Here is a 26,678-nt window from a genome sequence, read left to right as displayed (position 1 = left end):
CGTTCTTTTAAGGATACGCTTGAGGTCCATGAGCCAGGACCTTCATGACTTCATCACCCCCTCGTGCGAGCTGCTGGGGCTCGGCGAGCCGACCCACCAGGAGCCGGCCTTCGGGCTGGTGCGCAACCGACTGTTCGCCCGGCTGGTCGACCGGGGCTTCCGGTCGATCGCACTCGAAACGGACCGCGTGGCCGCGCTCGCCGTGGACGCCTACGTCCGGGAGGGCGTGGGCACGCTGGAGGCGGCGATGGGCGAGGGCTTCTCGCACGGCTTCGGGGAGCACCAGGCCAATCGCGAACTCGTCGCCTGGATGCGCGAGTTCAACCGCGGCCGCCCGTCCGGGGAGCGGCTGGCCTTCCACGGCTTCGACATTCCGACCGAGACCTACAGTGCCCCGAGCCCGCGCCGCTACCTCGAACACGCCCGCGACTTCCTGCAGCTCGACGTCGGTCTCGACCTCAGCCTCGGCCTCGGTCTCGACCTCGACGTCGCGGGCCCGGCGGGCGAGGACGAGCGCTGGAGCCGGGCGGAGGCGGTGCTGGACCCGGCACAGTCGCCCGGCGCCACCGCGGAGGCGGTGAGGCTGCGCTGCCTCGCCGACGACCTGCTGCTCCGACTCCACGCGGGCGCGGCGGAGGCGATCGAGGCGACTTCGCTCGCCGCGTGGCAGGAGGCACGGACCCGGCTGACCGCCGGCACCGGCCTGCTGCGCTACCACGCGCAGGCGGCGATCCGGGGCCTGGATCCGAGCACCAGGTTGAGCGGTCTGCTCGGCGTGCGGGACGCGCTCATGGCGCAGAACCTGCTCGACATCCGCGACGTCGAGGCCCGGCGCGGGCCGACCCTGGTCTGCTCGCACAACCAGCACCTGCGGCTGACTCCGAGCGCCTGGGCGCAGGGGGAGTTGGACTGCGGGTGGAGCAGCGCGGGTCGGATCGTCGGCGCCCTGCTGGGCGAGCGGTACGCCTTCGTCGTAGGGAGCCTCGGGCGCAGCGCGGCGATCGGGCTGGCCGAACCCGCGCCGGACACCTACGAGGCGGCCCTGCAACGGCTCGGCTCCCTCTGGGAGTTGACCGCTCCGGCGCTGCCGACCGACGGTCGTACCAGCACCCGTACCGACACCACGCCGCAGCAGGGCTACTTCCCGCTCGACCGGGAGGTCGTCGACGGCGCGGCCGCGCTGCTGCACATCGCCGACGGCGCGGCCGCGGCGGCCGCACTGGCCACGTCGGGGGCCTGAGGCCCTGCCGGCCCCGGGTAGGCCGTCCGCAGGTGGGAGAGCAGGGCGGCGGTCGGCGGCGAGGCGGGCCGTCCGTCCGGCCAGGCCAGTGCGATCCGCACCGTCGGAACGGGGTCCGTCAGCGGGCGGATCCGGAGTCCGGGGACGGCGCCCGGGTCCGGCAGGACGGCCACGCCCATTCCGTGCGCGGCGAGTTCGGCCAGCTGCGGTGGCGCGGCCGCCTCGACGCCGATGGCCGGGTGCGCCCCGGCCTCGGCGAGGGCGCGTTCCAGTGCGGTGCGCATGCCGGTGCCGCGCGGGGTGCTCACCAGGTCGTGCCCGTCCAGCGCCGCGACCGGGAGGGCATCCACCGGCAGGGCATCGACCGGGAGCGCGGCACCCGGGTGTGCATCGGTGGCGACGGCCGCGAGCGGGTGCTGCTCGGGGCAGGCCGCGAACAGCGGGACTTCCAGCACGGTGTGCAGGGCGAGCCCGGCCAGCGTCGTCCAGCCGTCGTCGTCCTCGCGCCCGCTCGCGGCCGTGGGCAGGCCGATCACCGCGAGGTCCAGGTGCCCGTCGCGCAGCGCGGCGAGCATCCGGGCGGTGGTGTCCTCGGTCAGCGCGAAGTCGATGCCGGGGTGCTCCTGCCGGAATGCGGCGAGGGTGGTGGCGAGTCCGGGGAAGGTGCCCAGTTCGGACGGTGGGGTGAGCGCGGCACCGGCGACCATGCCCAGCCGTACGTGCCCGCGCTGCAGCCCGCCGAACTCCTGGGCCGTCCTGCGGGCCGCCTCGGCGGCGGCGAGTGCGGCCTGCGCGTGCGGCAGGACGGCCTCTCCGGCCGGGGTCAGCCGTACGGTTCGGCTGGAGCGGTCGAGCAGCCGGTGCCCCAGCTCCCGTTCCAGCTGCCGGATCTGGGCGCTCACCCCGGGTTGGCTCAGGTGCAGCAGCTGCGCGGCCCGGGTGAAGCTGCCGTGCTGGGCGACGGTGACGAAGTACTGGAGCTGCCGCAGTTCCATAACTGTCGATTATAGACGGCAGAAATTCCCGGTCTTGGACGGGTGTACGGCTCCGGCCGCAGGCTGGAGGCATGGAAATCGCACCACAGGAACCCGCACCACAGGAATCCACGGCACAGGAAACCGCGCCGCAGAACCAGGACACCGGGAGCCAGGACACCGGGAGCCAGGAAACCGGGCGGATCGGCTGGATCCGCGAACAGATCGCAGCCGAGCGCCGCGAACTGGCAGAGGTTTTCGCCGACTTCACCCCCGAGCAGTGGAACTCGCCGACGCTGTGCGGGGGTTGGCGCGTGCGGGAGGTGGCGGCCCACATGGGCAGCGGGTTCCGGCGTTCCACGGCGGCCATGGTGCTCGAACTCGCCCGCTCGGGCGGCCACGTCCACCGGATGGCCGACCGGCTCGCCCGCCGCGACGCCGCCGTCTTCACCGAGCGTGAACTCGCTGCGGCCCTCGCCGAGCACGCCGACCACCCGTGGCGCCCGCCGGTGGGCGGCCGGATCGCCGCCCTCGCCCATGACGCGGTCCACGGCCTCGACATCACCGTCCCGCTCGGGCTGCCGCCGCGGCTGCCGACCGCCCGGACCGCCGCCCTGCTGGCCGAGGTCTCCGCCCGCACGCTGCGGTTCTTCGGGGTGCGCCTGGACGGCGTCCGCCTGCGGGCGAGCGACACCGAGTGGTCGTACGGGAAGGGGCCGCTGCTCGTCGAGGGCCGGGCGGAGCACCTGCTGCTGGTCGCCTACGGCCGCCGGGTGCCAGCCGGACTGCTGGCGGGCTCGGGCGCAGCGCGGTTCACGCGGGGCTGAGGGAGGATCCGGGCGGGGGAACGGCATGGGGCGGTGCTCCGTACGGAACACCGCCCCTGCTTCACGTGCCCGGGTGGGTCACTTCGACTCGTAGTAGCCGAGCAGGTCGACCATCAGGTCGATGTCCTGCCAGCCCTGGTTCCACAGGTCGACGATGCCGCCCTTGCCGCCGGAGGTCTGCGCGACGTTCGGGACGGTCGCGCCGGCCGTCCAGTTCAGCGTCGAGGAGACCGGGCGCTGCGGAATGTCCGCGGTGCCGTTCTTGTAGGCGGACCAGAGGTTCGGGTCGGGGTCGACCGACAGGAAGCCCGGCCCGCTGGTGTTGGTGACGGTGGTGTTCAGCACCCAGCCGTCGACCTCGGGGGTGGTGACGTCGCCTTCGAGGCTCAGCGCGAGGAAGCCGCGGGCCGGGATCGGGCCGGCCGTGCGGCCCCAGCTGTCCTTGCGGCTGTCGATGATCCGGAACGGCACCCGGGCCGACACGAGGGCGGAGCGGCTGTCCGGGGTGTAGTAGCCGACGACGTCGACCACCACGTCCGTCGGGCGCCAACTGCCGTTGCGCACCGTGATCCTGCCGTCCGGGCCGACCGGCACGATCACCGCGTTGGCGACCGTCTGGTCGGCGGTGAAGTTCAGGTTGGACGTGGTCGGCGCGGCCTGCCCGCTGGGGTAGGCGGTCAGGTGGCCGTCCTGCTGCGGGTTGGTGGCCGTCAGGTTGAGCGCCACGGCGGTGATGCCCTGCGGCACGCGGTTGGTGCCGGCGATCTGGACGTCGAGGCTCGACTGCCCGTCGAGCTGGCCCTGGGAGACCCCGATGCCCGCGCGGGTGTCGACGGCGCGCACCTGGGGCACCGACTGGTAGCCGCTGGCGGTCGACGGCGCGAAGTAGCCGGTGACGTCCGCGATCAGGTCGACCGGCTGCCAGCCCGCGTTGAACAGGTACACGTACCCGTCGGCGCTGACGGCCGCGACCACCAGGTTCGGGACGGTCTGGCCGGCCACGTAGTTGAGGTTCGAGGTCTCGGCGGTCTCGGCGAGGTCCTTCGCGGGCTGCACCGAGACGTGGCCGGGGCCGGTGGTGTTGGTGACGGTGACGTTGAGGACCACCGCGGAGACCCCGGCGGGGACCTTGCCGGCGCCCGCGACCTTCAGGGCCACCGTGCCGCGGGCGGCCACCTGGCCCTGGGCGGTGCCGATGCCCGCGCGGCTGTCCAGCAGCCGGGTGGGCGTGTGCGGGGTGAACTCGGCGCCCGCGGTGACGAACTGGACCTGGTTCACGGCCTCGACGGCGTTCGCGGCGTCCTTCGCCGTGACCTTGATGTCGTACGAGCCGACCGCGGCGTAGGTGTGCCTGGTGTTGCGCAGGTCGGAGGCGAAGCCGTTGAGGGTGGCGGAGAAGGTGTCCGAGGTGCCGTCGCCCCAGGAGATGGTGACGTCGAGGGTGGAGTTGATGCTCGGGATGACGATGGTCTGCAGATCCACGCCGTGCGCGTTGACGGTCGTGGCGTACAGGCCGATCGTGATGCTGTTGGCCGCGCTCTGCGCCCCCTGGGCACCCTGGGTGCCCTGCGCCTCCCGGGAACCCTGTACACCCTGGGCACTCTTGGCACCCGGTGCCGGAGCCGCCACCCCGGCGCGCTCGCCGGACTTCGGCGCGAGCACCGTACGGTCGGCGGGGCTGCTGAAGTTCTTGCCCGGAAGCTTCCGGGCCGCGTCCGTCCCGGCGACGGTGCCGCCCGCGGCCGCACCCTGGCCGGTGGGGGCCGCGGGCGCCGGGCCGGAAGCCTGGGCCACCCCGGGCGTGAGCACAACACCGGCCGCCACGAGGGCAGCAGGAATCACAAGTCGGCGATTGCGCACCGATCCCCCCACATTTCTGTCAAACGTCGAACAGGTTCCCCATAGTTCGAATGCGCGAGCAGCGTACATGATCGGTTAGGGAGGGGTTGTGGATTATTCGTGGGACCCGCCTGGCGAGCAGGTGTGCCTGGTGTGCCCGGTGCTCCGGTTCGCCCGGTGCTCCGGTGTGGCGGTATCCGCCGACGGCCCCGGGGCGGCCGCCATGCGGGTCGCGGGCGCCCGTGGCTACGATCGGAGGGATCGGAACAAGCCCTTCCGGATGGTCGGGAGACGGAAGCCAGGTCGCCGATGGCCCCGAGGTCCGTGCAGTGGCCGCCGTACGTGCGGGTCGCGCCGTGGTTGCTGATCGTCGGCGGGCTGGTGTGGAACGCGCTGGATCCGGCCGACTACTGGGGTGATCCGCTGCTGGCGGCCGCCGTGGTGCTGGCCGGGGCGCTGCTGCGGTTGCGGGACACCGTCGCGGTGGGCGTGGCCAATGTGACCGGGATCCTGCTGCTGTCCACCCAGGACGCGTCGATCGGGACCGGCGACGGCTACCTGGAGCTGGTGAACACGGCCTTCACGGCGCTGATCGGGGTCGGGGTGAACCAGGTGGTGGCCCGGCACGGGCGGCACCTGGAACGGGTGCGGTCGGTGGCCGAGGCGGCGCAGCGCGCGGTGCTCCCGGAGCCGCCGGGGCGGGTGGGGCGGCTGTCGGTCGCGGCCTGCTACCGGGCCGCCCAGGACGAGGCGCTGATCGGCGGTGACGCGTACGCGCTGCAGGTCACCCCGTACGGCGTGCGCGGGCTGATCGCGGACGTGCGGGGCAAGGGGCTGCAGGCGGTGGGGGCGGTCTCGGTGCTGCTCGGGGCCTTCCGGGAGATCTCCTCCCGGGCCGCGGACCTGGCCGCGCTCGCGGACGGGCTGGAGGCCTCGCTGCTGCGGGAGGTCGACCGGCTGAGCGAGGAGCTGCGGTTGGAGGGGTTCATCACGGCGCTGCTGGTGGAGTTCCCGCCGGGGGAGGAGACGGTGCGCACGCTGGACTGCGGGCACCCCGGCCCGTACCTGCTGGGCGGCCCCGGAGTGAAGGTGCGGCGGCTGGATGCGGCGGATCCGGGGCTGCCGCTGATGATGGGCGTGCTGGGAGTGGCACGGCCCGAGCCGGAGAGCCGGCCGTTCCCGCCCGGGTGCACGCTGCTGCTGGTGACCGACGGGGTGACCGAGGCCCGGGACGCCGCGGGGGAGTTCTACGACCCGGTGCCGGGGCTGGGCCCGCAGGGGCCGTTCGGCGGCCCGCAGCAGGTGCTGGATGCGTTGGTGGCCGATGTCGAGCGGTGGACCGGCGGGCCGCGGGACGACGATATGGCGGTGCTCGCGATCACCCGCCGGTCGGCTGATTGAAGGTGGGGGAGCTCGGCGGCGAGCGATTGAAGGGGTGAAGCGGGCGGTCGGGGTTCCATTCGACGGTCGCCATCCATCGTGCCGATATCACGATGGGGTGACGGCGCCGTGGCGCCTCGTGCGATCCGGCCAAGTTGACCGCCGTCGTCCGGTGGCCGGAAAGCACCTGTCCGAATAGCGGACGGCGAGATGGACGGACCACCCCGGCGGCGCCCGAGGTGCCGTGGACGGCCGTCCGACGGGTCGCCGCCTCGGTCGATGGGCTTCGCGGGCGGTGCGAGTGGTCCATAAGGGGCCGTGAAGGAGGCAGAAGAGCCGGTCGGCCAAGGGGCGGGATCCGGCCGAGCTGCGGCTCGTCCGGAAACGGACCCGGTGTTTGCTCTGTGTAGAAGAGGTGACCGAGAGTCGCACCAATGAACGATTTGCCTCGCCCCCGCCAGGCCCGTCTGCTCGGCCACCGCGACTTCCGGCTCCTGCTGACCGGTGCCGCCACCGCCCAGACGGGCAGTCAGGTCACCCTCGTCGCGTTGCCGTTGGCGGCGGTGGTGGTGCTGGACGCCACCCCGTTCGAGGTCGGACTGCTGACCGCCGCCGAGACCGCCGCCTTCCTGCTGGTCGGCCTGCCGGCCGGCGCGTGGCTGGACCGGATGCGCAAGCTGCCGGTGCTGATCCGGGCCGACCTGGTGCGCTGCCTCGCCGTGGGATCGATCCCGCCGGCGGCGGCGCTCGGCGTGCTGACCATGCCGCAGCTCTACCTGGTGGCGCTGGTCACCGGAGTGGCGACGGTGTTCTTCGACGTCGCCCACCAGTCCTTCCTGCCCGCCGTCCTGCCGCGCGAGCAACTGGTCGGCGGCAACGGGGCGCTGGAGACGGTCCGCTCCTCCGCCCAGATCGCCGGGCCGGGCCTCGGCGGCGGGCTGGTCCAGCTGCTCGGCGCGCCGCTCGCCATCGTGGCCGACGCCTGCGGGTACCTGGCCTCCGCACTGCTGCTCGCCCGGATCCGGGTTGACGAGCCGCGGCCGGAACCGGAGCCCGGGCGCTCGCTGCGCGCCGAGGTGGCGGCGGGCGTGCGCTTCGTCCTGGGCCACCCGCTGCTGCGGGCGATCGCCACTGCCACCGCCGTCTCCAACCTGTTCGCCGCCGTCCTGATGGCCGTGCAGACGGTGTTCTGGGTCCGGGTCCTCGACCTGGAGCCGGGCACCATCGGCGTGCTGCTCTCGGCCTCCGCCCTCGGCGGGCTGGCCGGCGCGCTGTGCGCCGGGCACCTGGCGCGGTGGGTCGGGCAGGCCCGGCTGATCTGGCTGTCCACGGTGGTGACGGCGCCGTTCGCGGTGCTGTGGCCGCTGTCCGGCGGCGGCGCGGGCGTGGTGCTGTTCGGCCTCGCCTCCGGGGTGGTGCTGTTCGGCGCGGTGGCCTACAACGTCGCCCAGGTGAGCTTCCGGCAGAGCGTCTGCCCGCCGGAGCTGCTCGGCCGGATGAACGCCACCATGCGCTTCCTGGTGTGGGGCACCATGCCGATCGGCGCCCTGGGCGGCGGGCTCGTCGCCGACGCGGCCGGACCGCGCGCCGCGCTCTGGCTCTGCGCGGCCGGGTTCCTGCTCGTACCGGTGCCGCTGCTGCTGTCCCCGCTGCGCCGGATGCGCGACCTGCCGCTCGACGGCGGGTCGGGCGGCAGGGCGCCGGGCGGTGGCGCACCGGACGCCGGGGGCGCGGCCGCCGCTGCCGGGGAGGGCGTCGCCACCACCGAGGAGCCTGCTGCGCGTCCCACCGCCTCCTGACCGAACCGCCTCCTGACCGAAGCACCGCCTGACCGAAGCACCGCCTGACCGAAGCACCGCCTGACCGGCCCAGGCCGGGACCGAGCCACCGCCTCGGCGAGCCACCGCCTCGCCGACCCAGACCTGCCGAGCCGCGACCGGAAACCGGAGACCGTTCCCGTGCACGCCAGCATCACCGCCGCCTACCTCGCCCGGTACCGCGCCGCCGCCGCCGACTCCCCGGTGGAGCTGCTGCCGCTGACCGGCGCCCAGCGGCGCTTCCTGATCACCCGCAGGCTCACCCCGCAGAGCCGGTCCGACATCGTTCCGCTGCTGTTCGCCTACCCGCGCGGCACCCTCGACCAGGACCGGCTGGCCCGCGCCGCCGCCACCGTCGCTGCCCGCCACCCGGCGCTGTGCGGGGGCTTCGCGACCGTACGCGGCACACCGGTCCTACGGGTCGGCGGCCCCTCGGTCGAGGTCGCCCGGATCGACGCTGCCCGGATCGGAACCGCACCCGGCGGCTCGGCCCGCGAGGCCCTGCGCCGGGCCCTGCTCGACTGGCCCCTCGACGGGCCCGCACTGCGCCTGCTGGTGGCCCAGGATCCGGACGGTGACGAGGAGTTGCTGGCCGTCGCGCTGGACCACGCGGCCGGTGACGAGCAGTCGTTCGGGGTGCTCACGGCCGAACTGAGCGAGGCGTACCGCCAGGACGGGACGCCACCGCCCGCGGCCGGGCCCGACCCGCAGGCGCTGGCCGACTACCGGCAGGCCGTCGAACTCCAGCTCGCCGCCGAGGACGCCGCCGGGGGACCCGCCGCGCAGGCCCACTGGGGGCGCCGGCTCGCCGGACTGGCCGGTGCGGGCGGCGGTGCGGCCACGTCCACCGGAATGCTCACCGAGCGGCTGCCCGCCGTCGGGGCCGCCGCCCGCGGCGCCGTCTTCCCGGCCCTGCTGGACGCCGTCGGGGCCGTCGCGCACCGGCTGTACCGGGCATCCGGCTCGCGCCCGCCAGAGGCCGGGGGAGGGGCGCTCGCGCTCGGCTACCCGTGGGGCGGCCGACCGCCCGGGGCGCCCGCCGCACTCGGCTGCTTCCTCAACACCCTGGTCCACCCGGCCGTTTCGGCCACCGCGACCGACCTGGACGCCCTCGCCGACGCCTGGTGGGACGACCTCGACCATGCCGGCACGCCGTTCGACGAGGTGGTCCGTGCCGCCCGCACCGCGGGCGCGCCGTGGACGGGTTCGCTGGACGCCATGCTCTCCCTGGAGGACCTGCAGCGCCGCCCGCCGCTGGTGCTCGGCGGCGTCCCCGGCCGGGAGACCCACCTGGCCGGGCGCCCGCTCGCCGCGCCGCTCGCCGTCTCCGCCGAACACGGCGACGACCTGCTGATCCGGCTCGCCTGGGACAGCGACCGCTTCCCCGAGGACGACGCCCACGCGGCCTTCGGCGAGCTCCTCGTCCTGCTGCGGCACCACCTGCACGGCGCGGAACGGCTGCCGGCCGACGCCTGAACCGGCCTGCCCTGAACGGGACGTGGGAGCCACGGCAGCCGAGCCCTGATGCCTCACCCGCCACGCCCGAGCCCGCAGGCCAGAACTCCCCCACCGGATCCGCCCTTCCGGATCCAGCACCTTCCCGGCCGCACCCGCACCCCGGGTGCCGGTCCGGCCCCACCGGACGGAGCGGGACCACCCCACGCCCGCCACCGGCCACCGCGGTGCCGACAAGTCCACCACACAAGGGAGCCGTCCATGTTCGCACTCTCTCCGTCACAGGAGATCGTCTGGCTGCACGAACAGATGCTGCCGGGCAGCCGCGCCTACAACTTCACCGCCGTCCTCGACCTGTGGGGCACCCTCGACCGCGAGGCGCTGCACACCGGACTGGCCGCCGTCCTGGCCCACCACCCGGGCCTGCGGCTGGAGTTGGTACCCAGCGCGGAGGGCCTGCCCGGCCAGCGGGTCGCCGAGAACTGCCAACCGGAGCTGCGCCACAGCGACTTCGGCGCCGAGGCCGACCCGGAGGCCGCCTTCCGCCGACTGCTCGCCGCCGAGGCCGCGGAGCCGCTGGACACCGAACGGGCGCCACTGCTGCGCTGGCACCTGGTCCGGATCGCCGAGGACCACCACCGGCTGATCCACGTCGAGCACCACCTCGTCCACGACGGCCACTCCTTCGCGATCCTGCTGCGCGACCTGTTCACCGTCTACCGCGCCCAGGTCCTCGGCGAGTCGTACGAGCTGCCCGTCGCCCCTTCGTACGAGGAGCACGCGCGCGCCGCCGCCGACCTCCCGCGGGACCGCGGACTCGACTTCTGGACCCGGGAGTTGGCCGACGCGCCGCGCGAGGTCACGCTGCCCGGGCTGGCCCGGCCCGGCACCGAGCGCCGCCACCACGGCGGGCAGCTGCGCCAGGCGATCGGCGCCGACCTGGCCACGCGGCTGCGCGAGCGCAGCACCGCGGACGGCCACACCCCGTTCAGCACCCTGCTCGCCCTGTTCGCCGAGCTGCTGCGCCGGCACGGCGGGCACCGCGAGCTGGTGATCGGCACCGCCGTCGGCAACCGGCCCGAGGGCTACGAGGGCACCGTCGGCATGTTCGTGAACACCGTGCCGCTGCGCCTGCGGCTCGACCCGGCGGTCTCCGGGACCGAGGCCGTGGACGAGGCGACCGACGTCCTGCTTCGCGCGCTGCCCCACCAGGACCTGCCGGTACAGGAGTTGACCCGCCGCCTCGGCCTGCACACCGGCGGCGCCGACAACCCGCTGTTCAACGTCATGTTCAGCGCACACGACGCGGCACTGCCGGACGTCCAGGCGCCCGGGCTGGAGGTCTCGCTGTACGAGGGCTTCAACACCGGCACCACCCGCTTCGACCTCGACCTGGTGCTGCTGCCCGACGACCGCCGGGTGGTCGGCCGGAAGCACGGCGCCGCCGGGATGACCCTGGTCTGGGACTACGACGCCGACCTGTTCGGCGAGTCCGAGGCGGTGCTGCTGTCCGAGCGGCTGCTGGAGCTGCTGCGCTGCTACCTGGACCGCCCGCAGGCGCCGATCGCCGCGCTGGCCCCCGCGGGCGACGCCGTACCGCCCGCCGACGCCCCCGCCACCGAAACGCCCGCCCCCGCCCTGCTCGACCCGGCCGCCGCCCACGACCCGACCGCGCTCGCCCTGCTGGCCGGCACCGAACGGATCAGCTACGGCGAACTCGACCGCCGCGTCACCGAGTTGGTCGAACGGCTGCGCGCCGCCGGGGTCGCGCCCGGCCAGCCGGTGGCCACCGTGCTGCCGCGCGGCGCGGACAGCGTGGTCGCATTGCTCGCCTGCCTGCGCCACGGCGCCGTCTACGCGCCGCTGTCCGGCGAGGACCCGGCCGCCCGGCTCGCACTGCTGCTGGAGCGCCTGCGCCCCGCCCTGGTACTGGCCACCCGGCAGAGCGCGCTCGCGCTGCCCGCCGGGGCCGTCACCCCGGCCCTGCTGGACGGCCCCGCCTTCCCGCAGGCCGAGCCCGCCGCCACCCTGGACGGCGCCGCCTACCTGATCCACACCTCCGGCTCCACCGGCGTGCCCAAGCCCGTCCTGGTCGGCCGCTCGGCCCTCGCCGGATACGTCGCCGCGATCGCCGCCCGCTACGCACTCACCCCCGCCGACCGGGTGCTGCTGTTCGCCCGGCCGTCCTTCGACGTGGCGCTGGAGGAGGTGCTGCCCGCGCTCGCCGCCGGGGCCGCCCTGGTCGTGCCGCAGCGCGAAGTGCCCACCGGTCCCGAGCTGGTGGCCGTCCTGGCCGCCCGCGGCGTCACCGTCGCCAACCTGCCGACCAGCTACCTGCTCGCCGTCCGCGAGGACCTGCGCGAGGCGCTGCGCGACGGCCGCTGGACACCCCGGCTGCTCGTCCTCGGCGGCGAGCGCCTGCCCGCCCGGGCGCTCGCCGGGCTCACCGGGGCCACCACCGTGCTGAACGCCTACGGCGTCACCGAGGCCACCGTCACCTCCACCGTCCACGAGGTGACCGCCGCCGATGTCGCCGAGGACGGCGAGATCCCGCTCGGCACCGAACTCGACGGCGTGCGCACGTACGTCCTGGACGAGACGCTGCACCCGCTGCCGGCCGGCTGCGTCGGCGAACTCGCCGTCGGCGGAGCCATGGTGGCCGAGGGCTACCTGGGCCTGCCGGACCCGACCGCCGCCCGCTTCGTCACCGTCCCCGCACTCGGCGGCGCCCGCGTCTACCGCACCGGCGACCGCGGCTACCGCGACCTGAACGGGCGGCTGCGCTTCCTCGGCCGCGCCGACAACCAGGTCAAACTCCGCGGCCACCGGATCGAGTTGGAGGAGATCGAGGCCGCGGCCTCCGCCGAACTCGGCGGCCGCTCCTGCGCCGTGGTGCTGCACACCGACCCGCGGACCGGCCCCCGCCTGGTCGGCTTCCTGGAAGGAGCCGAGCGCCCCGACCAGGCCGCCCTGCACGACGCGCTCGCCCGCCGACTGCCCGGCGGACTCGTCCCGGCGAGCTGGACGGCCGTCCCGGCGATGCCCACCCTGCCCGGCGGCAAGCCCGACCGTGCCGCGCTCACCCGGCTGGCGGACGCGAGCGCCGAGACGGCCGCGGGCGAGGAGACCGCCGAGGAGCGGAGCGCCTTCGCCGACCCCGGCCAGGAGCTGATCGCCGCCGCCTGGCGCCAGGTCCTCGGCCACGACCGCTTCACCGCCGACTCCCACTTCTTCGAGGTCGGCGGCCACTCCCTGCTCGCCGCCCAGCTCGCCGCCCACCTGGAACCGCACCTCGGCAGCCGCCCGCCGCTGCGCACCCTGTTCCGGCACGCCGTCCTGGCCGACCAGGCCCGCGCCCTCACCGGCCGGAAGTGAACCCGGTGACGGGAACCGGCGGACCTGACGGAACATCACGAACCCTGGAGACCACGATGGAAGCCCTCAGCATCGGGTACGGCCGTCCGCACCGGGACGGCGCAGTCCTCGACCTCTTCACCACCTGGGTGCACCGCACCCCGGACGCCCCCGCCCTGATCGACGGCGAGCACGTCCACAGCTACGCCGAACTCGACCGCCTCGCCGACAGCGTCGCCCAGACCCTGCGCGGCAAGGTCGGCCCCGGCGACCTGCTCGGCGTCTGCCTCGGCCACTCGGTGTCACTGGTGGCCGTCACCCTGGCCGCCGCCAAGCTCGGCGCCGTCCACCTGCCACTCGGCCCGCGCCCCGGCGAGCGCCGGCTGCGGGCCGTCGCCGAGCAGCTCCGCCCGGTCTGCCTGGTCGGCGCACCCGACCTGCTGCCGCCGGGCGGCGAGCGCCTGCCGCTGGACCTGCCCACCGGGGGCGTGGTCGCCGCCCTCACCCCCGGCGAGCAGGTGCGCGTCCCGGCCGGCACCCACTACGCGGTGCTCACCTCCGGCTCCACCGGCACCCCGAAGGCCGTCGCCGTCACCGAACCCGCGCTCGGCGCCCTGCTGCACTGGTACCGCGAACTGACCGGCCTCGGCCCCGGCTCGCGGCACAGCCTGCTGATCGGGGTCGCCTTCGACCCGCACCTGCAGGACCTGTGGGCCCCCCTCACCGCCGGCGCCGCCCTGGTCGTCGCCCCCGAGGCCGTCCGCTGGGACACCGGCGCGCTCACCGACTGGTGGCGCGAGGCCGGCATCACCGTGTCCGTGCTGCCCACCCCGCTCGCCGAGCCCGTCCTCGGAAAGCCCTGGCCCACCGGGCTGGCACTGCGCCACCTCATGATCGGCGGCGACCGGCTGCGCCGCGCCCCCGGGCCCGACGTCACCGCTACCGTCCACAACGCCTACGGCCCCGCCGAGGCCACCGTCGTCACCACCGTGCACACCATGGCCCCCGGCGGCGACCACGGGGCCGGCGCCCCGCCGATCGGACGGCCCATCCCCGGCGCGATCGTGCTGGTCACCGACCAGGACGGCCGACCGGTGCCGCGCGGCGTCCCCGGCGAGCTGCGGATCGGCGGCCGGGGCCTGGCCGCCGGGTACCTCGACCCGGAGCTGACCGCCCGCCGCTTCGTCGGCGCGCCGGAGGGCGTCGACGGCACCGACCGGGTCTACCGCACCGGCGACCGGGTCCTCATGCGCGCCGACGGGCTGCTGGAGTTCCAGGGCCGGCTGGACGACCAGGTCAAGATCAGCGGCGTACGGATCGAACCCGGCGAGGTCGAGGCCGCGTTCGAGCGCGACCCGCGGGTGCGCCGGGCGGTGGTCGCCGCCGAGCAGGCGCCGGCCGGCGGCGTCCGGCTGCTCGCCTTCGTCCAGCTCGACGGCTCGGACGAGGGCGAGGGCGAGGGCGAGGGCGGCGGCGAGGGCGGCGGCGTCGACGCAGGCGCCGACCCGGCGCGACTGCTCGACGCCGTCCGGCCCTGGCTGCCCGAGCAGGCGGTGCCCTCGGCCGTCCGGCTGGTGGACCGCTACCCGCTGGACGCCAACGGCAAGGTGGACCGCGCCGCGCTGCTCGCCGCCGAGCCGCCGCAGCCCGCGGGGGAGGACGGCGACACCCCGGTCGAGCGCACCGTACTCAAGCTCTGCCGCGAGCTGATCGGCCGCGCCGACCTCGTGCCCACGGACAACTTCCTGGCCTCGGGCGGCAATTCGCTCGCCGCCGCCCGGCTGCTGGAAGCGCTGCAGAGCGAGTACGGGATCCGGCTGCGCGCGCCCCTCGTACTGCGCCAGCCGGACCTGCGGGCCCTCGCCCGACTGGTCGAGGAGCGGGTCGACGCCCTGACCACGACCGCCTGACGTGGGGCGTTTCCTGCCCCAGCCCGCACCTCCTCAGCACGGCGCCCCGGCCCACACCGCCGGGGCGCCCGGAAGGGAACGAACGCCATGACCACCGCGACCCGGCTCACCGCGACCCAGCCCGGTGCCGCCCCGCCGGGCACGACGCAGCCCGCTGCAGCCGTGCCCACCGCGAGCCTGCCCACTGCAGCCGCGCCCACCGCAGCCATGCCCCCGGCCACCCTGCCCGCGCTGATCGCCCGGCAGGCCGAACAGCAGCCCGACGCGCTCGCCGTGACCGACGGCGCCACCGTCCTCACCTACCGCGAACTCCTCGACGCCGCCGGGCGGTTGGCCGCCGTCCTGGCCGCCCGGGGGATCGGCCCCGGCAGCGCCGTCGGCCTGCTCTGCGCCCGCTCCACCCGCCTGGTCGTCGCCCAGCTCGCGATCTGGCGGGCCGGCGGCCACGTCCTCCCGCTGGACCCGGCCTACCCGCGACCGCGGATCGCCGAGATGACCTCGGACGCCGGCGCCCGGCTCGTCCTCGGCGACAAGGCCCTGCTCGCCGAGGCCGGACTGACCGAGGAGCAGACCCTCGTCCTGACCGAGCAGGGCACCGACGAGACCGGGCCGGTGGCACCCGACGCCGCCGACCCGGCCGCGCCCGCCCTGGTCTTCTACACCTCCGGCTCCACCGGCCGGGCCAAGGGCGTGCTCGTCCCGCACGGCGCCGTGACCGACCTGGTCACCGCCCCGGACGCCATCGCGGTCGGCCCGCGCGACCGGGTGCTCTTCCACTCCGCCGTGACCTTCGACGCCTCCACCTTCGAGCTGTGGGCTCCGCTGGCCCGCGGCGCCGCCGTCGCCGTCTCCCCGGCCGACCGGCCCACCGCCGAGGAGCTCGTCCGCGACGTCGAACGGTTCGGCGTCACCACCCTGATGCTCACCAGCGCCCTCTTCCACCACCTGGCCGCCCGTCAGTCGCGGATCTTCGGGGTGCTGCGAACCCTGGCCGTCGGAGGCGAGGTGCTGGCGCCCGAGCACGCGGGCGCGGTCCTGCGGGCCTTCCCCTGGCTCGAACTGGTCAACGTCTACGGGCCGACCGAGGCCACCACCTTCACCACCCTGCACCGGGTCACCCAGGCCGACTGCACCGGCCCGATCCCGATCGGCCGGCCGTTCGGCGGAGCCCGCGTGCTGGTCCTGGACGAGCAGCTCGCTCCGGTGCCGGCGGGCACGGTCGGCGAACTGTGGATCGCGGGGGAGCGCTTGGCCCTCGGCTACCTCAACCGGCCCGAAATGACCGCCGAACGCTTCCGCGAGCTGCCGGGCACCGGCCGGGCCTACCGCAGCGGCGACCTGGTCCGCCAACTGCCGGACGGCACACTGGAGTTCCACGGCCGGACGGACGATCAGGTCAAGGTGCGCGGCTTCCGGATCGAACCCGGCGAGATCGAGCACGCGCTGCTGCAACTCCCCGAGGTCGCCGAGGCCGTGGTCGTGGTCCGCCGGGCCGGACAGGCCGACGCCGCCCTCACCGCCTGCCTCGTCCTCGCCGAAGGCGCCACCCCGGCCGTCGAGACCCTGCGCGACCGGCTCGCCGAGCGGCTGCCCGCCCACCTGGTGCCCACCGCCTGGACCGTCCTCGACGCACTGCCGCTGACCACCAGCGGCAAGGCGGACCGACGGGCACTGGCCACCGCCGGCGCGACCCTCGACGGTGCAGTCGCCGACGCGATCGCCCCGCACCCCGCCACGGCCGGCACGCTCAGCCCGATCCAGCAGGTCGTCGCCGAGGCCTGGAGCCGCGCCCTGGAACGCCCGATCACCGACCCCGCCGCCGACTTCCTCGCCGAGGGCGGGCACTCACTGCTCGCCATGTGGGTCGTCGACGACCTGTGCCAGGACCTCGGGGTCGACCTGTCGCTCGCCGACTTCCTCGCCCACCCCACCGTCGCCCGGCAGGCAGAACTGCTGGAACAGGCCCTGCGTGACGCCGACGACCCGGGCGGGCCCGAGGAACCGGACGGACCTGTGGGTCCGGGTGGCCACGACCGCCCGGAGGGCGCCCGATGACCGCCGTCGACCAGGCCGACCTGCTGCGCCGCGCCCGCAGCCGCCGGGGCGCCGCCGTCGCCGCGCCGCCCGAGCACCCGGCCGCGCCCGATGGCCCGGCCCCGCTCTCCCACGCCCAGCAGCGGATGTGGCTGATGGACCACCTCGGCCAGGGCGGCGCCCTCTACAACGTCCCGATCGCCACCCGCCTGCGCGGCCCGCTCGACCACGCCGCGCTCGCCGCCGCGATCACCGCGCTCACCGAGCGGCACGCCGTCCTGCGCACCCGCTACCCGAGCCGCGACGGACAGCCGTACCAGCAGACCGTCCCGGCCGCCCCGGTGCCGCTGCCGGTCCTGGACGCCGAGACGGACCAGGCGGCCACCGAACGGCTCACCGCCGAAGCCGCCCGCCCCTTCGACCTTGCCGCGGGGCCGGTGCTGCGCGCCCTGCTGCTGCGGCGCGGCCCGGAGGACCACACGCTGATGCTGACGATCCATCACATCGCCGTCGACGGCGGATCCCTGCCCGTCCTGGCCGCCGACCTCGCCGCGCTCTACGCCGCCGCACGCGACGGCGCCGAGCCGCAACTCGCGCCGCCCGGACCGCCGTACGCCGAGTACGCCCGCCGGGAACGCGCCCGCGACCCCGAACTCACGGCTGCCGCCGACACCCTCGCCGCCCGACTGGCCGGCGCCCGCCCGCCGGCGCTGCTGCGCCCCGTCCCGCCCGGCGCCCGCGAACGCCGGGCGGCGCTGCACGCCGCCCCGCTGGACCCCGCCGTGGTGGCCGGCCTGCGCAGCCTCGGCGCCCGGCACGGCGCCACACTGTTCACCGTCGTGCTGGCCGCCGCGTTCGCCACCCTGCGGACGGCCTGCGGGCAGAGCGACCTCGTCCTCGGCTGCGCCAGCGGCCACCGCGCCCGGCCCGAACTGCGGCGCACCGTCGGCCTCGCGGTCAACACCCTTGCGGTACGCGTCGATTCGGCCGAGGACGCATCGTTCGCCGAACTGCTGGCGGACGTGCGCGGCCGGCTGCTCGACGCGCAGCAGCACCACGAGGTGCCCTTCGACCTGGTGGTCGAACGGCTCGGCGCGGCCGCCCGCGGCGCGGACGGCACCCCGCTGCTCTCGGTCACCTGCGACCTCGTCCATCCCGTCGCGCCGCTCACGCTGCCCGGCCTCGACTCCGAGAACGTGGAACTCGACCTGGGGCTCGCCAAGTTCGGGCTGGCGCTGCTCCTGGAGGACGGCCCGGAGCCGCGCTGCCTGGTCCAGCACGACCGGGACACACTGGACGAGACCACCGCCGGGCAGCTGCTCGACGCCTTCGCCGCCCTGCTCACGGCCGTGGCCGCCGACCCGGAGCAGCGGATCTCGGAGCTGCCCGGAAGCCTGCTGGTCGCCGCCCGGCACCCGGTGGTGGAGGGCCTGTCGGCCGAGCCGGGCGTGGCCGAGGCAGCCGTGGTCGAAACCGCCGACGGCCCGCCGCTCGCCTACGCGGTGGTGCGCGGACCCGTCGCCCCGAACGGCGCCCAGCTGCGGGCCGCCCTGCGCCGTCGCCTCCCGGCCGCCGAACTCCCGGACGCGGTCACGCTGGTGGACCGGATCCCCCGGCACCCCGACGGCACCCCCGACCACGGCCGGCTGCCCGGCGCCGCGGCGCACGGGGGCGGAAATCCGCCGAGCGGTCCGGTGGACACCGTCCGGGAGGCCTTCGGCGAACTGCTGGGCACCACACCGCCCGCCGACGGCGACTTCTTCGCCCTCGGCGGCCACTCCCTGATCGCCGTCCAGCTCGCCGAACGCCTGCGCACCCGGATCGGACTGCCGCTCACCGGCCTCGACGTCCTGGAGCGGCGCACCCCGCGCGCCCTCGCCGCCCTGCTCGCCACCCGCGAGGACGAGCGCCGCGCCGCCCTCTCCCGCACCGGCGCCCACCCGCGCACCCACGCCCGCGGCGGCACCCGCACCGGCACCGTGCTGCTCACCGGGGCCACCGGCGGCGTTGGCGCGGCCGTCCTGCAGGAACTGATGGCCCAGGGCCGGCCGGTCCGCGTCCTGGTCCGGCCCGAGTCGGCGCACCTGCCCGCCCTGAACGGCGCCGAACTGGCGGAAGGCGACCTCGCCGACCCGGACAGCCTGCGGCGCGCAGTGCAGGACGTGGACGCCGTCATCCACTCCGCCTGCACCTTCACCGACCACGCCACCGACCTCGCCGCGATGCGCACGCTGCTCGACGGCTGGCGGGGCGGGCCGTTCGTCTTCGTCAGCAGCATCGACGCGTACGGCCGACCGGCGGACACCGAGGTCCCCGAGGGCGGACCGAGCGGTCCGGCGGTCACCCCGTACGGGCAGGCCAAGCTGGACTGCGAGCGGATGCTGTTCGAGGCCGCCGGCCGCGGCCCCGGCCGTGGGCCGGTCACCGCCGTCCGCGCCCCGATCGTCTGGGGCCCGCACCACCGGCTGCGCGACCAGCTTCGCTGGGGCCCCACCGGCGACCTCTACCAGGCCGCGCTGGCCGGCCGGCCGATCGGCCTGCCGGAGGTCTCCGAGGGGGCCTGGTACGGCGCCTCCTGGGTCCACGCCGCGGCCCTGGCCCGCGCGCTCGCGGCCTGCGCCGTACCGGACCACCCGGCGGCCGGGCGGATCGTCAACGCGGTGAGCGGACACGTGTCCTGGGCGGAGTTCACGGCCGAACTGGTCCGGCTGCTCGGCTCCGCCAGCCCGCTGAGCGTCGGCCCCGACGCCGAACAGGAACTGCGCCGCCCCTGGCGCTACCGGTCCGAGACCCTGGCCGGCCCGCTCACCCCCGAACCGGGCGAGGACTGGCGCACCGTCCTGGCGGCCATGGTCGGCTGAACCGACCCGAGCCGACCCGCGCCGGGCGGAGGGGTCCGCCGTCCACCGGACCCCTCCGCCCGGCTGCCGCAGCTGCCGGCCGGGTACTCGCCCGTCCCGTGGTCAGTGCCCACCCGGTATCGCGCTCGGCTCGGCGAGGACGTGGATCTCGTGGACGGCGTTCCGGTCGCCGGTGAGCGGCTGGACGCGGCCGGCGGAGTCGGTCGCCCGGCAGCGGATGCGGTGCGGGCCCGGGGCGAGGTCGTGGCGGAGGCGGAAGCGCTGCCAGGCCGGGTCCGGGCCGCGCCGGTCCAGGGTGGCAGGCTGCCAGTCGGCGTCGTCCACGGCGATCTCGACCGACGTCACCTCGGTGGAGCTCCAGGCGTAGCCGGCCAGTTCGCAGCTGCCGGCCGGGACGGAGCTTCCGTCGCCCGGGGTGAGCAGCTTGCTGCTGACGTCCTTCTCGCGGACCGGCCGCGCCTCGTACTCGCCGGGCAGGACGCGGGTGTAGAGGCGGGTGGTGAAGACGTGGTCGGGGCGGTCGGCGGCCAGCACGATCCGGCTCAGCCACTTGACCGAGTTGGTGCCGAACATCCGGGGCGCCACCGCCCGCAGCGGGTAGCCGTGGTCGGGGCGCAGCGGCTCGCCGTTCATGGTGTGGGCGAGGACGACCTCGCTGCTCGCCTGGTCGAGTGGCAGGTCCTTGAGGTAGCTCAGGCCGCTCTCGCCCGCGAAGTCCCCCGTGTCCGCACCCTCCAGCCAGACGTGCCGGGCCTGCGGGAGCGGACCGGCGAGCTCCAGCACGGCGGCGAGCGGGACTCCGGCCCACTCCAGGTTGGTGACGGCACGGGTCGGCACGGTGGGGCGCAGCGGGTTGCCGAAGCACTCGTGGACGGCCGTGAGGCGGACCTGCGGCAGGGCCTGGACGGCTGGGAAGTCCAGCCGCAGCGGCCGTTCCACCAGGCCCTCGACGGTGAGCGACCAGGTCGCGCGGTCGAGCCGCGGGTGCGGTCCGAGGTGGTTGCGGACGAAGACCTCGTCGACCGGGGTGAGGAAGAGGTCGGGTGTCTCCGGATCGGTCCTGATCATGTGTCGTGCCCCCGTGTCGAACGTGCCGTTCTTGCCGTCGTGTGCGATCGACAGTACAAGGAGGGACTGACAACGCCCGGAGAAGGGCCCCGGGCGGTCGGCCACCCGCTCATCCGATGGTGACCACCCGGGCCCACTCCGGCGGCGATTCCGGCCGGTAGTCCGGGTCCTCCGCGGCGCCCTCGTCGTGGTGGCCGGGGCGGGGGAAGAGGCCGACGACCGTGCGGCAGGGCGGTGGGGCGGACGGCCACGGGGTCTGACCGTCGGTCAGGGCCGCCACGACGTCGGGCCGGGGGGCGGTGCGCAGGGCGGCGCGGAAGCCCCTTCGCGGTGTCCGGTCAACCCGCCGGATGGCTGGCCGAATCGGCCCGCCTCCGCCGCCCGGCGGGTCGCGGCGGCCAAGTCGTCGGAGCAGACTGGCCGGTGTACCGCAGTCCCGACCCGCGAGGGGGCAGGCATGTCCGTACGAACCGGCAGGCGCAGGGCAGTTGGAGGGCTCCGGACGGCGGTCGGCGCGCTCGCCGTCGCCCTGGCGGCGGGAGCGGCGGTCTCGCTGCCCGCGGCACCGGCGGAGGCGGCCGGCGGGGCGGGTGGCAAGGTCGTCTACCTCACCTTCGACGACGGCCCGAGCCCCGCCTACACGCCCAAGGTCCTGGCGACGCTGGCCCGTTACGGGGTGCAGGCGACCTTCTTCGAGATCGGGCAGAACGTCGAGGCCCATCCCTTGCTCACCGCGCAGGTCGCCCGCCAGGGCCACAGCGTGCAGAACCACTCCTGGTCGCACCCCGACCTGCGCAGGCTCTCCGGCGCCGCCCTGGACGCGCAAGTGGCGAACACGGACCGGGCGATCCGCGCCAGCACCGGCCGCACCCCGAACTGCCTGCGCCCGCCGTACGGCGCGGTCAACGGCACGGTGCGCTCGCACGCGGCGGCGCTCGGCAAGCAGGTGGTGCTCTGGTCGGTGGACCCAGCGGACTGGTCCCGGCCGGGGACGGCCGCCATCCGGTCGCGGGTGCTGAACGGCGTCCGCCCGGGGTCGGTGATCCTGCTGCACGACGGCGGCGGTGACCGCAGTCAGACGGTGGCGGCGCTGCCGGCGATCATCTCCACCCTCAAGGCGCGCGGGTACGGCTTCGCCACCCTGTGCCGCTGAGGCCGTTCGACCGTTCGGCCGTTCGACCGCACCGCCGGACGGCCGAACGCCGGGTGGTCCGATAGTGCTTTCCCATTTGCCTAAACCATTTAGGTAATTCCATACTGGATGTAGCGCACCGGCGTGACAGCGCCGGTGCCGCCGCACACCGGTACGGGAGGAAGCACATGGCACGGGCAGGCCTGACCGTCGAACGCGTGGTCGCCGCAGGCGCCGAGCTCGCCGACGAGGTCGGATTCGAGCAGGTCACCGCCGCCGCTCTGGCCCGGCGCCTCGGCGTCCAGACCGCCAGCCTCTACTCCCACGTCAAGAGCTCGCAGGACCTCAGGACCCGGATCGCCCTGTACGCCCTGGAGGAACTCGCCGACCTCGTCGCCGACGCCCTCGCCGGACGCGCCGGCCGCGACGCGCTCGGCGCCTTCGCGGACGCCTACCGCGACTACGCGGCCCGCCACCCCGGCCGCTACGACGCCACCCGCCTGCGCCTCGACGCCGAGACCGCCGCCGCCAGTGCGGGCGTCCGGCACGCCCAGATGACCAGGGCGATCCTGCGCGGCTACGACCTCACCGAGCCCGAACAGACCCACGCGGTCCGCATGCTCGGCAGCGTCTTCCACGGCTACATCAGCCTGGAAGCGGCCGGCGGCTTCAGCCACACCGCCGTCGACCCGCGGCAGTCCTGGGACTGGATCATCGACTCCCTGGACACCCTGCTGCGCGCGGGCGGAGCCCGCACCGCCACCTGAACTCCCGTACGGCCCCCGCGAGTCCGCGGCCCCGTACGACGACCCGAAGAAGCGCCATGACCACGATCACCACCCCCGTCACCGAAGACCTCCTGCACGGCCACCTCGACGTCGAGCACACCCGCCGCGGCCTGCTGCCGCACCGTCTCCCGGCCCGCGCCCGCCGCCGGATCCCAGACGACCAGCTCGCGATGGCCGAATCCCAGCCCTCCGGCGTCCGCCTGGCCTTCCGCACCCGCGCCACCGCGATCACCCTGCACACCGTCCCCACCAAACGCGCCTACCCCGGCGTCCCGAACGTGCCCGACGGGGTCTACGACCTCCTCGTGGACGGCGTGCTCACCGCACAGGACACCGTCGCCGGCGGCAACCTGCGCACCGTCGACCTGGCCACCGGCCGCTTCGAGCTGGCCGAAGGGCCCGCCGGCAACGCGGAGTTCACCGGTCTGCCGGACCGGGACAAGACCGTCGAGATCTGGCTCCCGCACACCGAGACGACCGAACTGATCGCCCTCGACACCGACGCCCCGCTGGACGCCCTGCCGCTGCACGCTGCCCCGCCCGGAGCGGCCGGCCCGCGCAAACGCTGGGTGCACCACGGCAGTTCGATCAGCCACGGCTCCAACGCCGCCCACCCGACCGGCACGTGGCCCGCCCTGGTGGCACTCGGCGCGGGACTCGACCTGGTCAACCTGGGCTTCGGCGGCAGCGCCCTGCTCGACCCCTTCACCGCGCGGACGATCCGCGACACCCCCGCCGACCTGATCAGCCTCAAGCTCGGCATCAACCTCGTCAACGCCGACGTGATGCGGCTGCGGGCCTTCACCCCCGCCGTCCACGGCTTCCTGGACACCATCCGCGACGGCCATCCGACCACACCGCTGCTCGTCGTCTCCCCGCTGCTCTGCCCCATCCAGGAGGACACTCCCGGCCCGCTCGCCCCCGACTTCAGCGACGGCACGCTCCGCTTCCGGGCCACCGGCGACCCTGCCGACCGCGCGGCCGGCCGCCTCACCCTCACCCTGATCCGCGAGGAGCTGGCCCGTATCGTCGCCGACCGCCGTGTCGACGGCGACCACGCCCTGCACCATCTGGACGGCCTCGCCCTCTACGGCGAGCCCGACCACCACACCCACCCGCTCCCCGACGGCGTCCACCCCTCCCCGGAGGCCCACCGCCTCATCGCCGACCGCTTCACCCGCCTCGCCCTCGCCCCCGACGGCCCACTGCCCTCCTGATCCGAGGGGCCGTGGGCGCCGGCGGGTAGGGGGTGGGTGTCCGGTCGGTGGTCACCCGGTGGGGGTGGCGGAGCCGGGCAGTAGGATCGGCGGCGTTGCATTCCCGTACACCGCCGGTAGGAGGCTTTTCATGGCTCAGGTCACGCTGAAGGGGAACCCGGTCCAGGTCGGCGGCGCGCTGCCCGCCGCCGGCGCCCAGGCCCCCGCGTTCACGCTGGTCGGCGCCGGACTCGCGGACACCTCGCTCAAGGACTTCGCCGGACAGCGCAAGGTCCTCAACATCTTCCCCAGCATCGACACCCCCACCTGCGCCACCTCCGTGCGCACCTTCAACACCCAGGCCGCCGCCCTGGAGAACACCGTCGTGCTGTGCATCTCCGCCGACCTGCCCTTCGCCCAGGCCCGCTTCTGCGGCGCCGAGGGCCTGGACAACGTCAAGACCCTCTCCACCCTGCGCGGGCGCGACTTCCACGACACCTACGGCGTCGCCATCAACGACGGCCCCCTCGCCGGCCTCACCGCCCGCGCCGTCATCGTCCTCGACGAGAACGACACCGTCCTGCACACCGAACTCGTCCCCGAGATCGCCGACGAGCCCGACTACCAGGCCGCCCTCGCCGCCCTCAACTGACCCACCCCGCACCGACACCACAACGGCCCGCCCCCACACCACGGGAGCGGGCCGCCGTGCTACCGGTCGTCACCGGAGCGGTGCGGTCCCCGGCCGGTGCGGCCGGGGTGTGCGGCGGTCGGTGGTCAGTTGAAGACCGCGACGTCGGTGCGCATCGGCAGCGGGCTGCCCCAGCCGATGTTGATCTTGAACGTCACCACGCCGTTGCCGGGGGCGATGCTCGACACCTGGAAGGCCGCCGCACCGACGAACCGGTTCCCGTTGGCGTCGATCTCCGAGGCCGTGATGACGACCGTCGAGTCGATCCCGATGACGTTCCACGGGATCTGGAGGTTGAACGTCCCGTTGCCGGGGGTCCACGTCCACCACCCCCGCCACACGGCGCCGACGTTGCCGCCGATCGCGAGGCCCTGGTGCTGGTCGGTGGACTGCGAGCTGCTCGCGATCTGCGGCACCTCGGAGGCGGAAAGTTCGGCTGCGGACATGACGGCTCCCCTCGCGCCGGAAGGGCCCTTCAAGCCCTCCGTATACGTTGAGTGTCCGTTAGTGCGCGCAGCGTCACAATCACTCGTGCGAGTGAACCTCCGGCGTGTCGCCCCCGCCGCGGGGGAGGGCACCCGCCTCAGGAGTGGCGGTCGAGGAGGGCCTGGAGGTAGTCCTCCAGGCGGGCGGTGAGGAGGGCGGGGGTGAGGTCGGCGCGGCCCAGTTCGCGCCAGGGGGTGGCGACCTTCTCCGCGTCGGGGGCGAAGGCGAGGGCGTCGAGCAGCCGCCAGTACAGGTGGTCGCGGTCGTCGCCGAGCGGGGCGCCGGTGGCGCGGTAGTGGTCGGCGAAGGCCAGGCCGGCGGCGGGGCCGTGGAGCAGGGCCAGGGTGGTGGAGCAGTGGGCGACGTCGAGGTCGCGCGGGCCCCAGGAGGTTTCGACCCAGTCGACGATGCCGCTGACGGCCAGGGTGGCGCCGCTGCCGGTGAACAGGACGTTGCCGGGGTGGAAGTCGCGGTGCAGGAAGTGCGGGCGGTGCGCGGGTGGTTCGCGGCGGATCGCGTCCACCGCCCGGGCCCACAGGCCGGGGCGGCTGGTGTCGGCGGGGATGCGGACCAGGTCGGGGGCGGTCCACGCCTGCCAGGTGCGGGGGCGCCGGTCCTCGCCGACCTCCAGGGCGTGGATGGCGGCCAGCTGGGCGGCGAGCAGCTGCGCGCGCCGGGTGACGTCCTCGTCCTGCGCCAGGCGCACACTGCCGGGCAGGTGGGTCATCATCAGCGACGGGTGGTCGCAGTGGGCCGCCTGCGCGTCGAGGGCGACCGGCCGTGCGGCCGGGATCCCGACGTGCTCCAGCAGGCGCAGAACGTCGGCCTCGCGGGCCAGCATGGCAGGGGCGTGGCGGCGGTAGAAGGGCATGACGAAGGAGCGCAGCACCAGCGTGTACGGGGGTGCGCCGCCGGGGCCTTCGATGTCCAGACGGCGCATCCGCGAGGTCCACCCGCCCTTGAGCGCCGTCACCCGCGCTATCCGCTCGCCGGGCGCGAGCGCCCCCTCGGCCCACCGCCGGGTGGCGGCCCACCCCTCGCCGGAGTCGCCGCCCTCGCTACTGGTGCTGCCGCTGCCGCTGCTGCCGTCGTCGTTACCGATCATGGACCGACAGCCTACGTCCCCGACCCGCGCCCGCCCCCGGCCTGGCCCCTCCGTGCGGCCGGTGATGTGTCAGGCCCGGCCGGGGAGTTGGCGGGCTTCGGCGTCCGCGGCGGCCACCACCGCCGTGAGCAGTCCGGGGAAGCGGTCTTCGAGTTCCTCGGTGCGCAGGGCGTTCATCTTGGTGGTGCCGACGTAGTACTGGCGCAGCAGGCCGGCTTCCCGGAGCACGGTGAAGTGGTGGCTGGAGGTCGAGCGTCCGACCGGCAGGTCGAAGGAGCCACAGCTGAGGTCAGCGCCCGAGTGGGCGAGCGTGCGCACCACCGACCTGCGGGCCGGGTCGGCCAGTGCCTCCAGTACCTGTTGGACGTTCACGTCCTCCACGCCAGGGTGCACGATCACCCGTGCTGCCACGCGCGCCCGTCCCACACCCACCACCCCTTCCCAACGTCGACCCCCGTCTGCTGTGTGGTCAAAAGCCGCGCCGTGTGCGTGACTTCACGCTCCGACGCTACTACGCCGGG

General features: G+C 75.0%; 19 protein-coding genes and 1 pseudogene. 13 read left to right on the top strand and 7 right to left on the bottom strand.

All coding sequences use genetic code 11. The annotated features are described in order from the left end of the window. Window positions 1-28: 28 nt before the first annotated feature. Window positions 29-1,240, top strand: coding sequence for an erythromycin esterase family protein (locus CRP52_RS00800; protein WP_097234574.1), 1,212 nt, complete (start codon window positions 29-31; stop codon window positions 1,238-1,240). On the opposite strand, the gene CRP52_RS00795 is transcribed toward CRP52_RS00800, so the two are convergent. Beyond that, window positions 1,138-2,235, bottom strand: a complete 1,098-nt coding sequence (locus tag CRP52_RS00795; protein ID WP_097234573.1) for a LysR family transcriptional regulator — start codon at window positions 2,233-2,235, stop codon at window positions 1,138-1,140. The genes CRP52_RS00800 and CRP52_RS00795 overlap by 103 nt on opposite strands. Before the next feature lie 71 nt (window positions 2,236-2,306). Here CRP52_RS00795 and CRP52_RS00790 point away from each other — a divergent pair, with 71 nt between their 5' ends. After that, the gene (locus CRP52_RS00790; protein ID WP_097234572.1) at window positions 2,307-3,041 is read left to right on the top strand and encodes a maleylpyruvate isomerase family mycothiol-dependent enzyme; all 735 of its coding nucleotides are present in this window, start codon (window positions 2,307-2,309) and stop codon (window positions 3,039-3,041) included. Between the two features lie 78 nt (window positions 3,042-3,119). Here CRP52_RS00790 and CRP52_RS00785 read toward each other — a convergent pair whose 3' ends face one another. Further along, entirely contained in the window at window positions 3,120-4,865 is a 1,746-nt protein-coding gene (locus CRP52_RS00785) for a PKD domain-containing protein (RefSeq protein WP_143685596.1), read from the bottom strand. Window positions 4,866-5,189: 324 nt separating this feature from the next. Here CRP52_RS00785 and CRP52_RS00780 point away from each other — a divergent pair, with 324 nt between their 5' ends. The 7 genes from CRP52_RS00780 (at window position 5,190) to CRP52_RS00750 (ending at window position 19,691) form a co-directional block, all read left to right on the top strand. After that, window positions 5,190-6,281 carry a PP2C family protein-serine/threonine phosphatase gene (locus CRP52_RS00780; RefSeq protein ID WP_097234570.1) on the top strand — a complete coding sequence of 364 codons (1,092 nt, stop codon included), beginning with the start codon at window positions 5,190-5,192 and terminating at the stop codon, window positions 6,279-6,281. Between the two features lie 413 nt (window positions 6,282-6,694). Next, window positions 6,695-8,059, top strand: a complete 1,365-nt coding sequence (locus CRP52_RS00775; RefSeq protein ID WP_097234569.1) for an MFS transporter — start codon at window positions 6,695-6,697, stop codon at window positions 8,057-8,059. 159 nt (window positions 8,060-8,218) lie between these two features. After that, on the top strand, window positions 8,219-9,553 hold the full coding sequence (locus tag CRP52_RS00770) for a non-ribosomal peptide synthetase (RefSeq protein WP_097234568.1): 1,335 nt from the start codon (window positions 8,219-8,221) through the stop codon (window positions 9,551-9,553). Window positions 9,554-9,793: 240 nt separating this feature from the next. Then, window positions 9,794-12,907, top strand: a complete 3,114-nt coding sequence (locus CRP52_RS00765; protein WP_097234567.1) for a non-ribosomal peptide synthetase — start codon at window positions 9,794-9,796, stop codon at window positions 12,905-12,907. Window positions 12,908-12,963: 56 nt separating this feature from the next. After that, the gene (locus CRP52_RS00760; RefSeq protein WP_097234566.1) at window positions 12,964-14,796 is read left to right on the top strand and encodes an amino acid adenylation domain-containing protein; all 1,833 of its coding nucleotides are present in this window, start codon (window positions 12,964-12,966) and stop codon (window positions 14,794-14,796) included. A gap of 87 nt (window positions 14,797-14,883) precedes the next feature. After that, on the top strand, window positions 14,884-16,851 hold the full coding sequence (locus CRP52_RS00755; RefSeq protein ID WP_097234565.1) for a non-ribosomal peptide synthetase: 1,968 nt from the start codon (window positions 14,884-14,886) through the stop codon (window positions 16,849-16,851). Continuing rightward, window positions 16,848-19,691 (top strand): condensation domain-containing protein, encoded by a 2,844-nt coding sequence (locus tag CRP52_RS00750; protein WP_097234564.1) that lies wholly within the window; start codon window positions 16,848-16,850, stop codon window positions 19,689-19,691. Before CRP52_RS00755 ends, CRP52_RS00750 begins: the two co-directional genes overlap by 4 nt. A 102-nt stretch (window positions 19,692-19,793) precedes the next feature. On the opposite strand, the gene CRP52_RS00745 is transcribed toward CRP52_RS00750, so the two are convergent. Together CRP52_RS00745 and CRP52_RS00740 are read right to left on the bottom strand one after the other, a co-directional pair. Then, entirely contained in the window at window positions 19,794-20,759 is a 966-nt protein-coding gene (locus CRP52_RS00745) for a molybdopterin-dependent oxidoreductase (protein ID WP_097234563.1), read from the bottom strand. Between the two features lie 109 nt (window positions 20,760-20,868). Beyond that, window positions 20,869-21,141 (bottom strand): annotated as a pseudogene (locus CRP52_RS00740) (hypothetical protein); the annotation flags it as partial. 75 nt (window positions 21,142-21,216) lie between these two features. On the opposite strand from CRP52_RS00740, the gene CRP52_RS00735 reads away from it, so the two are divergent. The 4 genes from CRP52_RS00735 (at window position 21,217) to tpx (ending at window position 24,527) form a co-directional block, all read left to right on the top strand. Continuing rightward, window positions 21,217-21,912, top strand: coding sequence for a polysaccharide deacetylase family protein (locus CRP52_RS00735; RefSeq protein WP_097234562.1), 696 nt, complete (start codon window positions 21,217-21,219; stop codon window positions 21,910-21,912). 167 nt (window positions 21,913-22,079) lie between these two features. Then, window positions 22,080-22,658 carry a TetR/AcrR family transcriptional regulator gene (locus CRP52_RS00730; protein ID WP_097234561.1) on the top strand — a complete coding sequence of 193 codons (579 nt, stop codon included), beginning with the start codon at window positions 22,080-22,082 and terminating at the stop codon, window positions 22,656-22,658. Window positions 22,659-22,714: 56 nt separating this feature from the next. Beyond that, the gene (locus CRP52_RS00725) at window positions 22,715-23,896 is read left to right on the top strand and encodes an SGNH/GDSL hydrolase family protein (protein ID WP_097234560.1); all 1,182 of its coding nucleotides are present in this window, start codon (window positions 22,715-22,717) and stop codon (window positions 23,894-23,896) included. Between the two features lie 130 nt (window positions 23,897-24,026). Then, the gene (gene tpx / locus CRP52_RS00720; protein WP_097234559.1) at window positions 24,027-24,527 is read left to right on the top strand and encodes a thiol peroxidase; all 501 of its coding nucleotides are present in this window, start codon (window positions 24,027-24,029) and stop codon (window positions 24,525-24,527) included. 125 nt (window positions 24,528-24,652) lie between these two features. Here tpx and CRP52_RS00715 read toward each other — a convergent pair whose 3' ends face one another. From CRP52_RS00715 to CRP52_RS00705, 3 genes are all read right to left on the bottom strand, one after another. Then, window positions 24,653-25,012: a hypothetical protein gene (locus tag CRP52_RS00715; RefSeq protein ID WP_097234558.1), complete on the bottom strand. Its 360-nt coding sequence runs from the start codon at window positions 25,010-25,012 to the stop codon at window positions 24,653-24,655. A gap of 137 nt (window positions 25,013-25,149) precedes the next feature. Further along, the gene (locus CRP52_RS00710) at window positions 25,150-26,157 is read right to left on the bottom strand and encodes a phosphotransferase family protein (RefSeq protein ID WP_097234557.1); all 1,008 of its coding nucleotides are present in this window, start codon (window positions 26,155-26,157) and stop codon (window positions 25,150-25,152) included. Window positions 26,158-26,226: 69 nt separating this feature from the next. Then, a complete protein-coding gene (locus CRP52_RS00705; RefSeq protein ID WP_257032208.1) occupies window positions 26,227-26,568 on the bottom strand; it encodes an ArsR/SmtB family transcription factor in 342 nt (113 codons plus the stop codon). Window positions 26,569-26,678: the final 110 nt, after the last annotated feature.

The organism is Streptomyces sp. 1331.2 (assembly GCF_900199205.1).
Taxonomy (GTDB): Bacteria; Actinomycetota; Actinomycetes; order Streptomycetales; family Streptomycetaceae; genus Kitasatospora.
The sequence above is the reverse complement of the archived record's forward strand: the minus strand, read 5'-3'. Positions and strand labels throughout refer to the sequence as shown.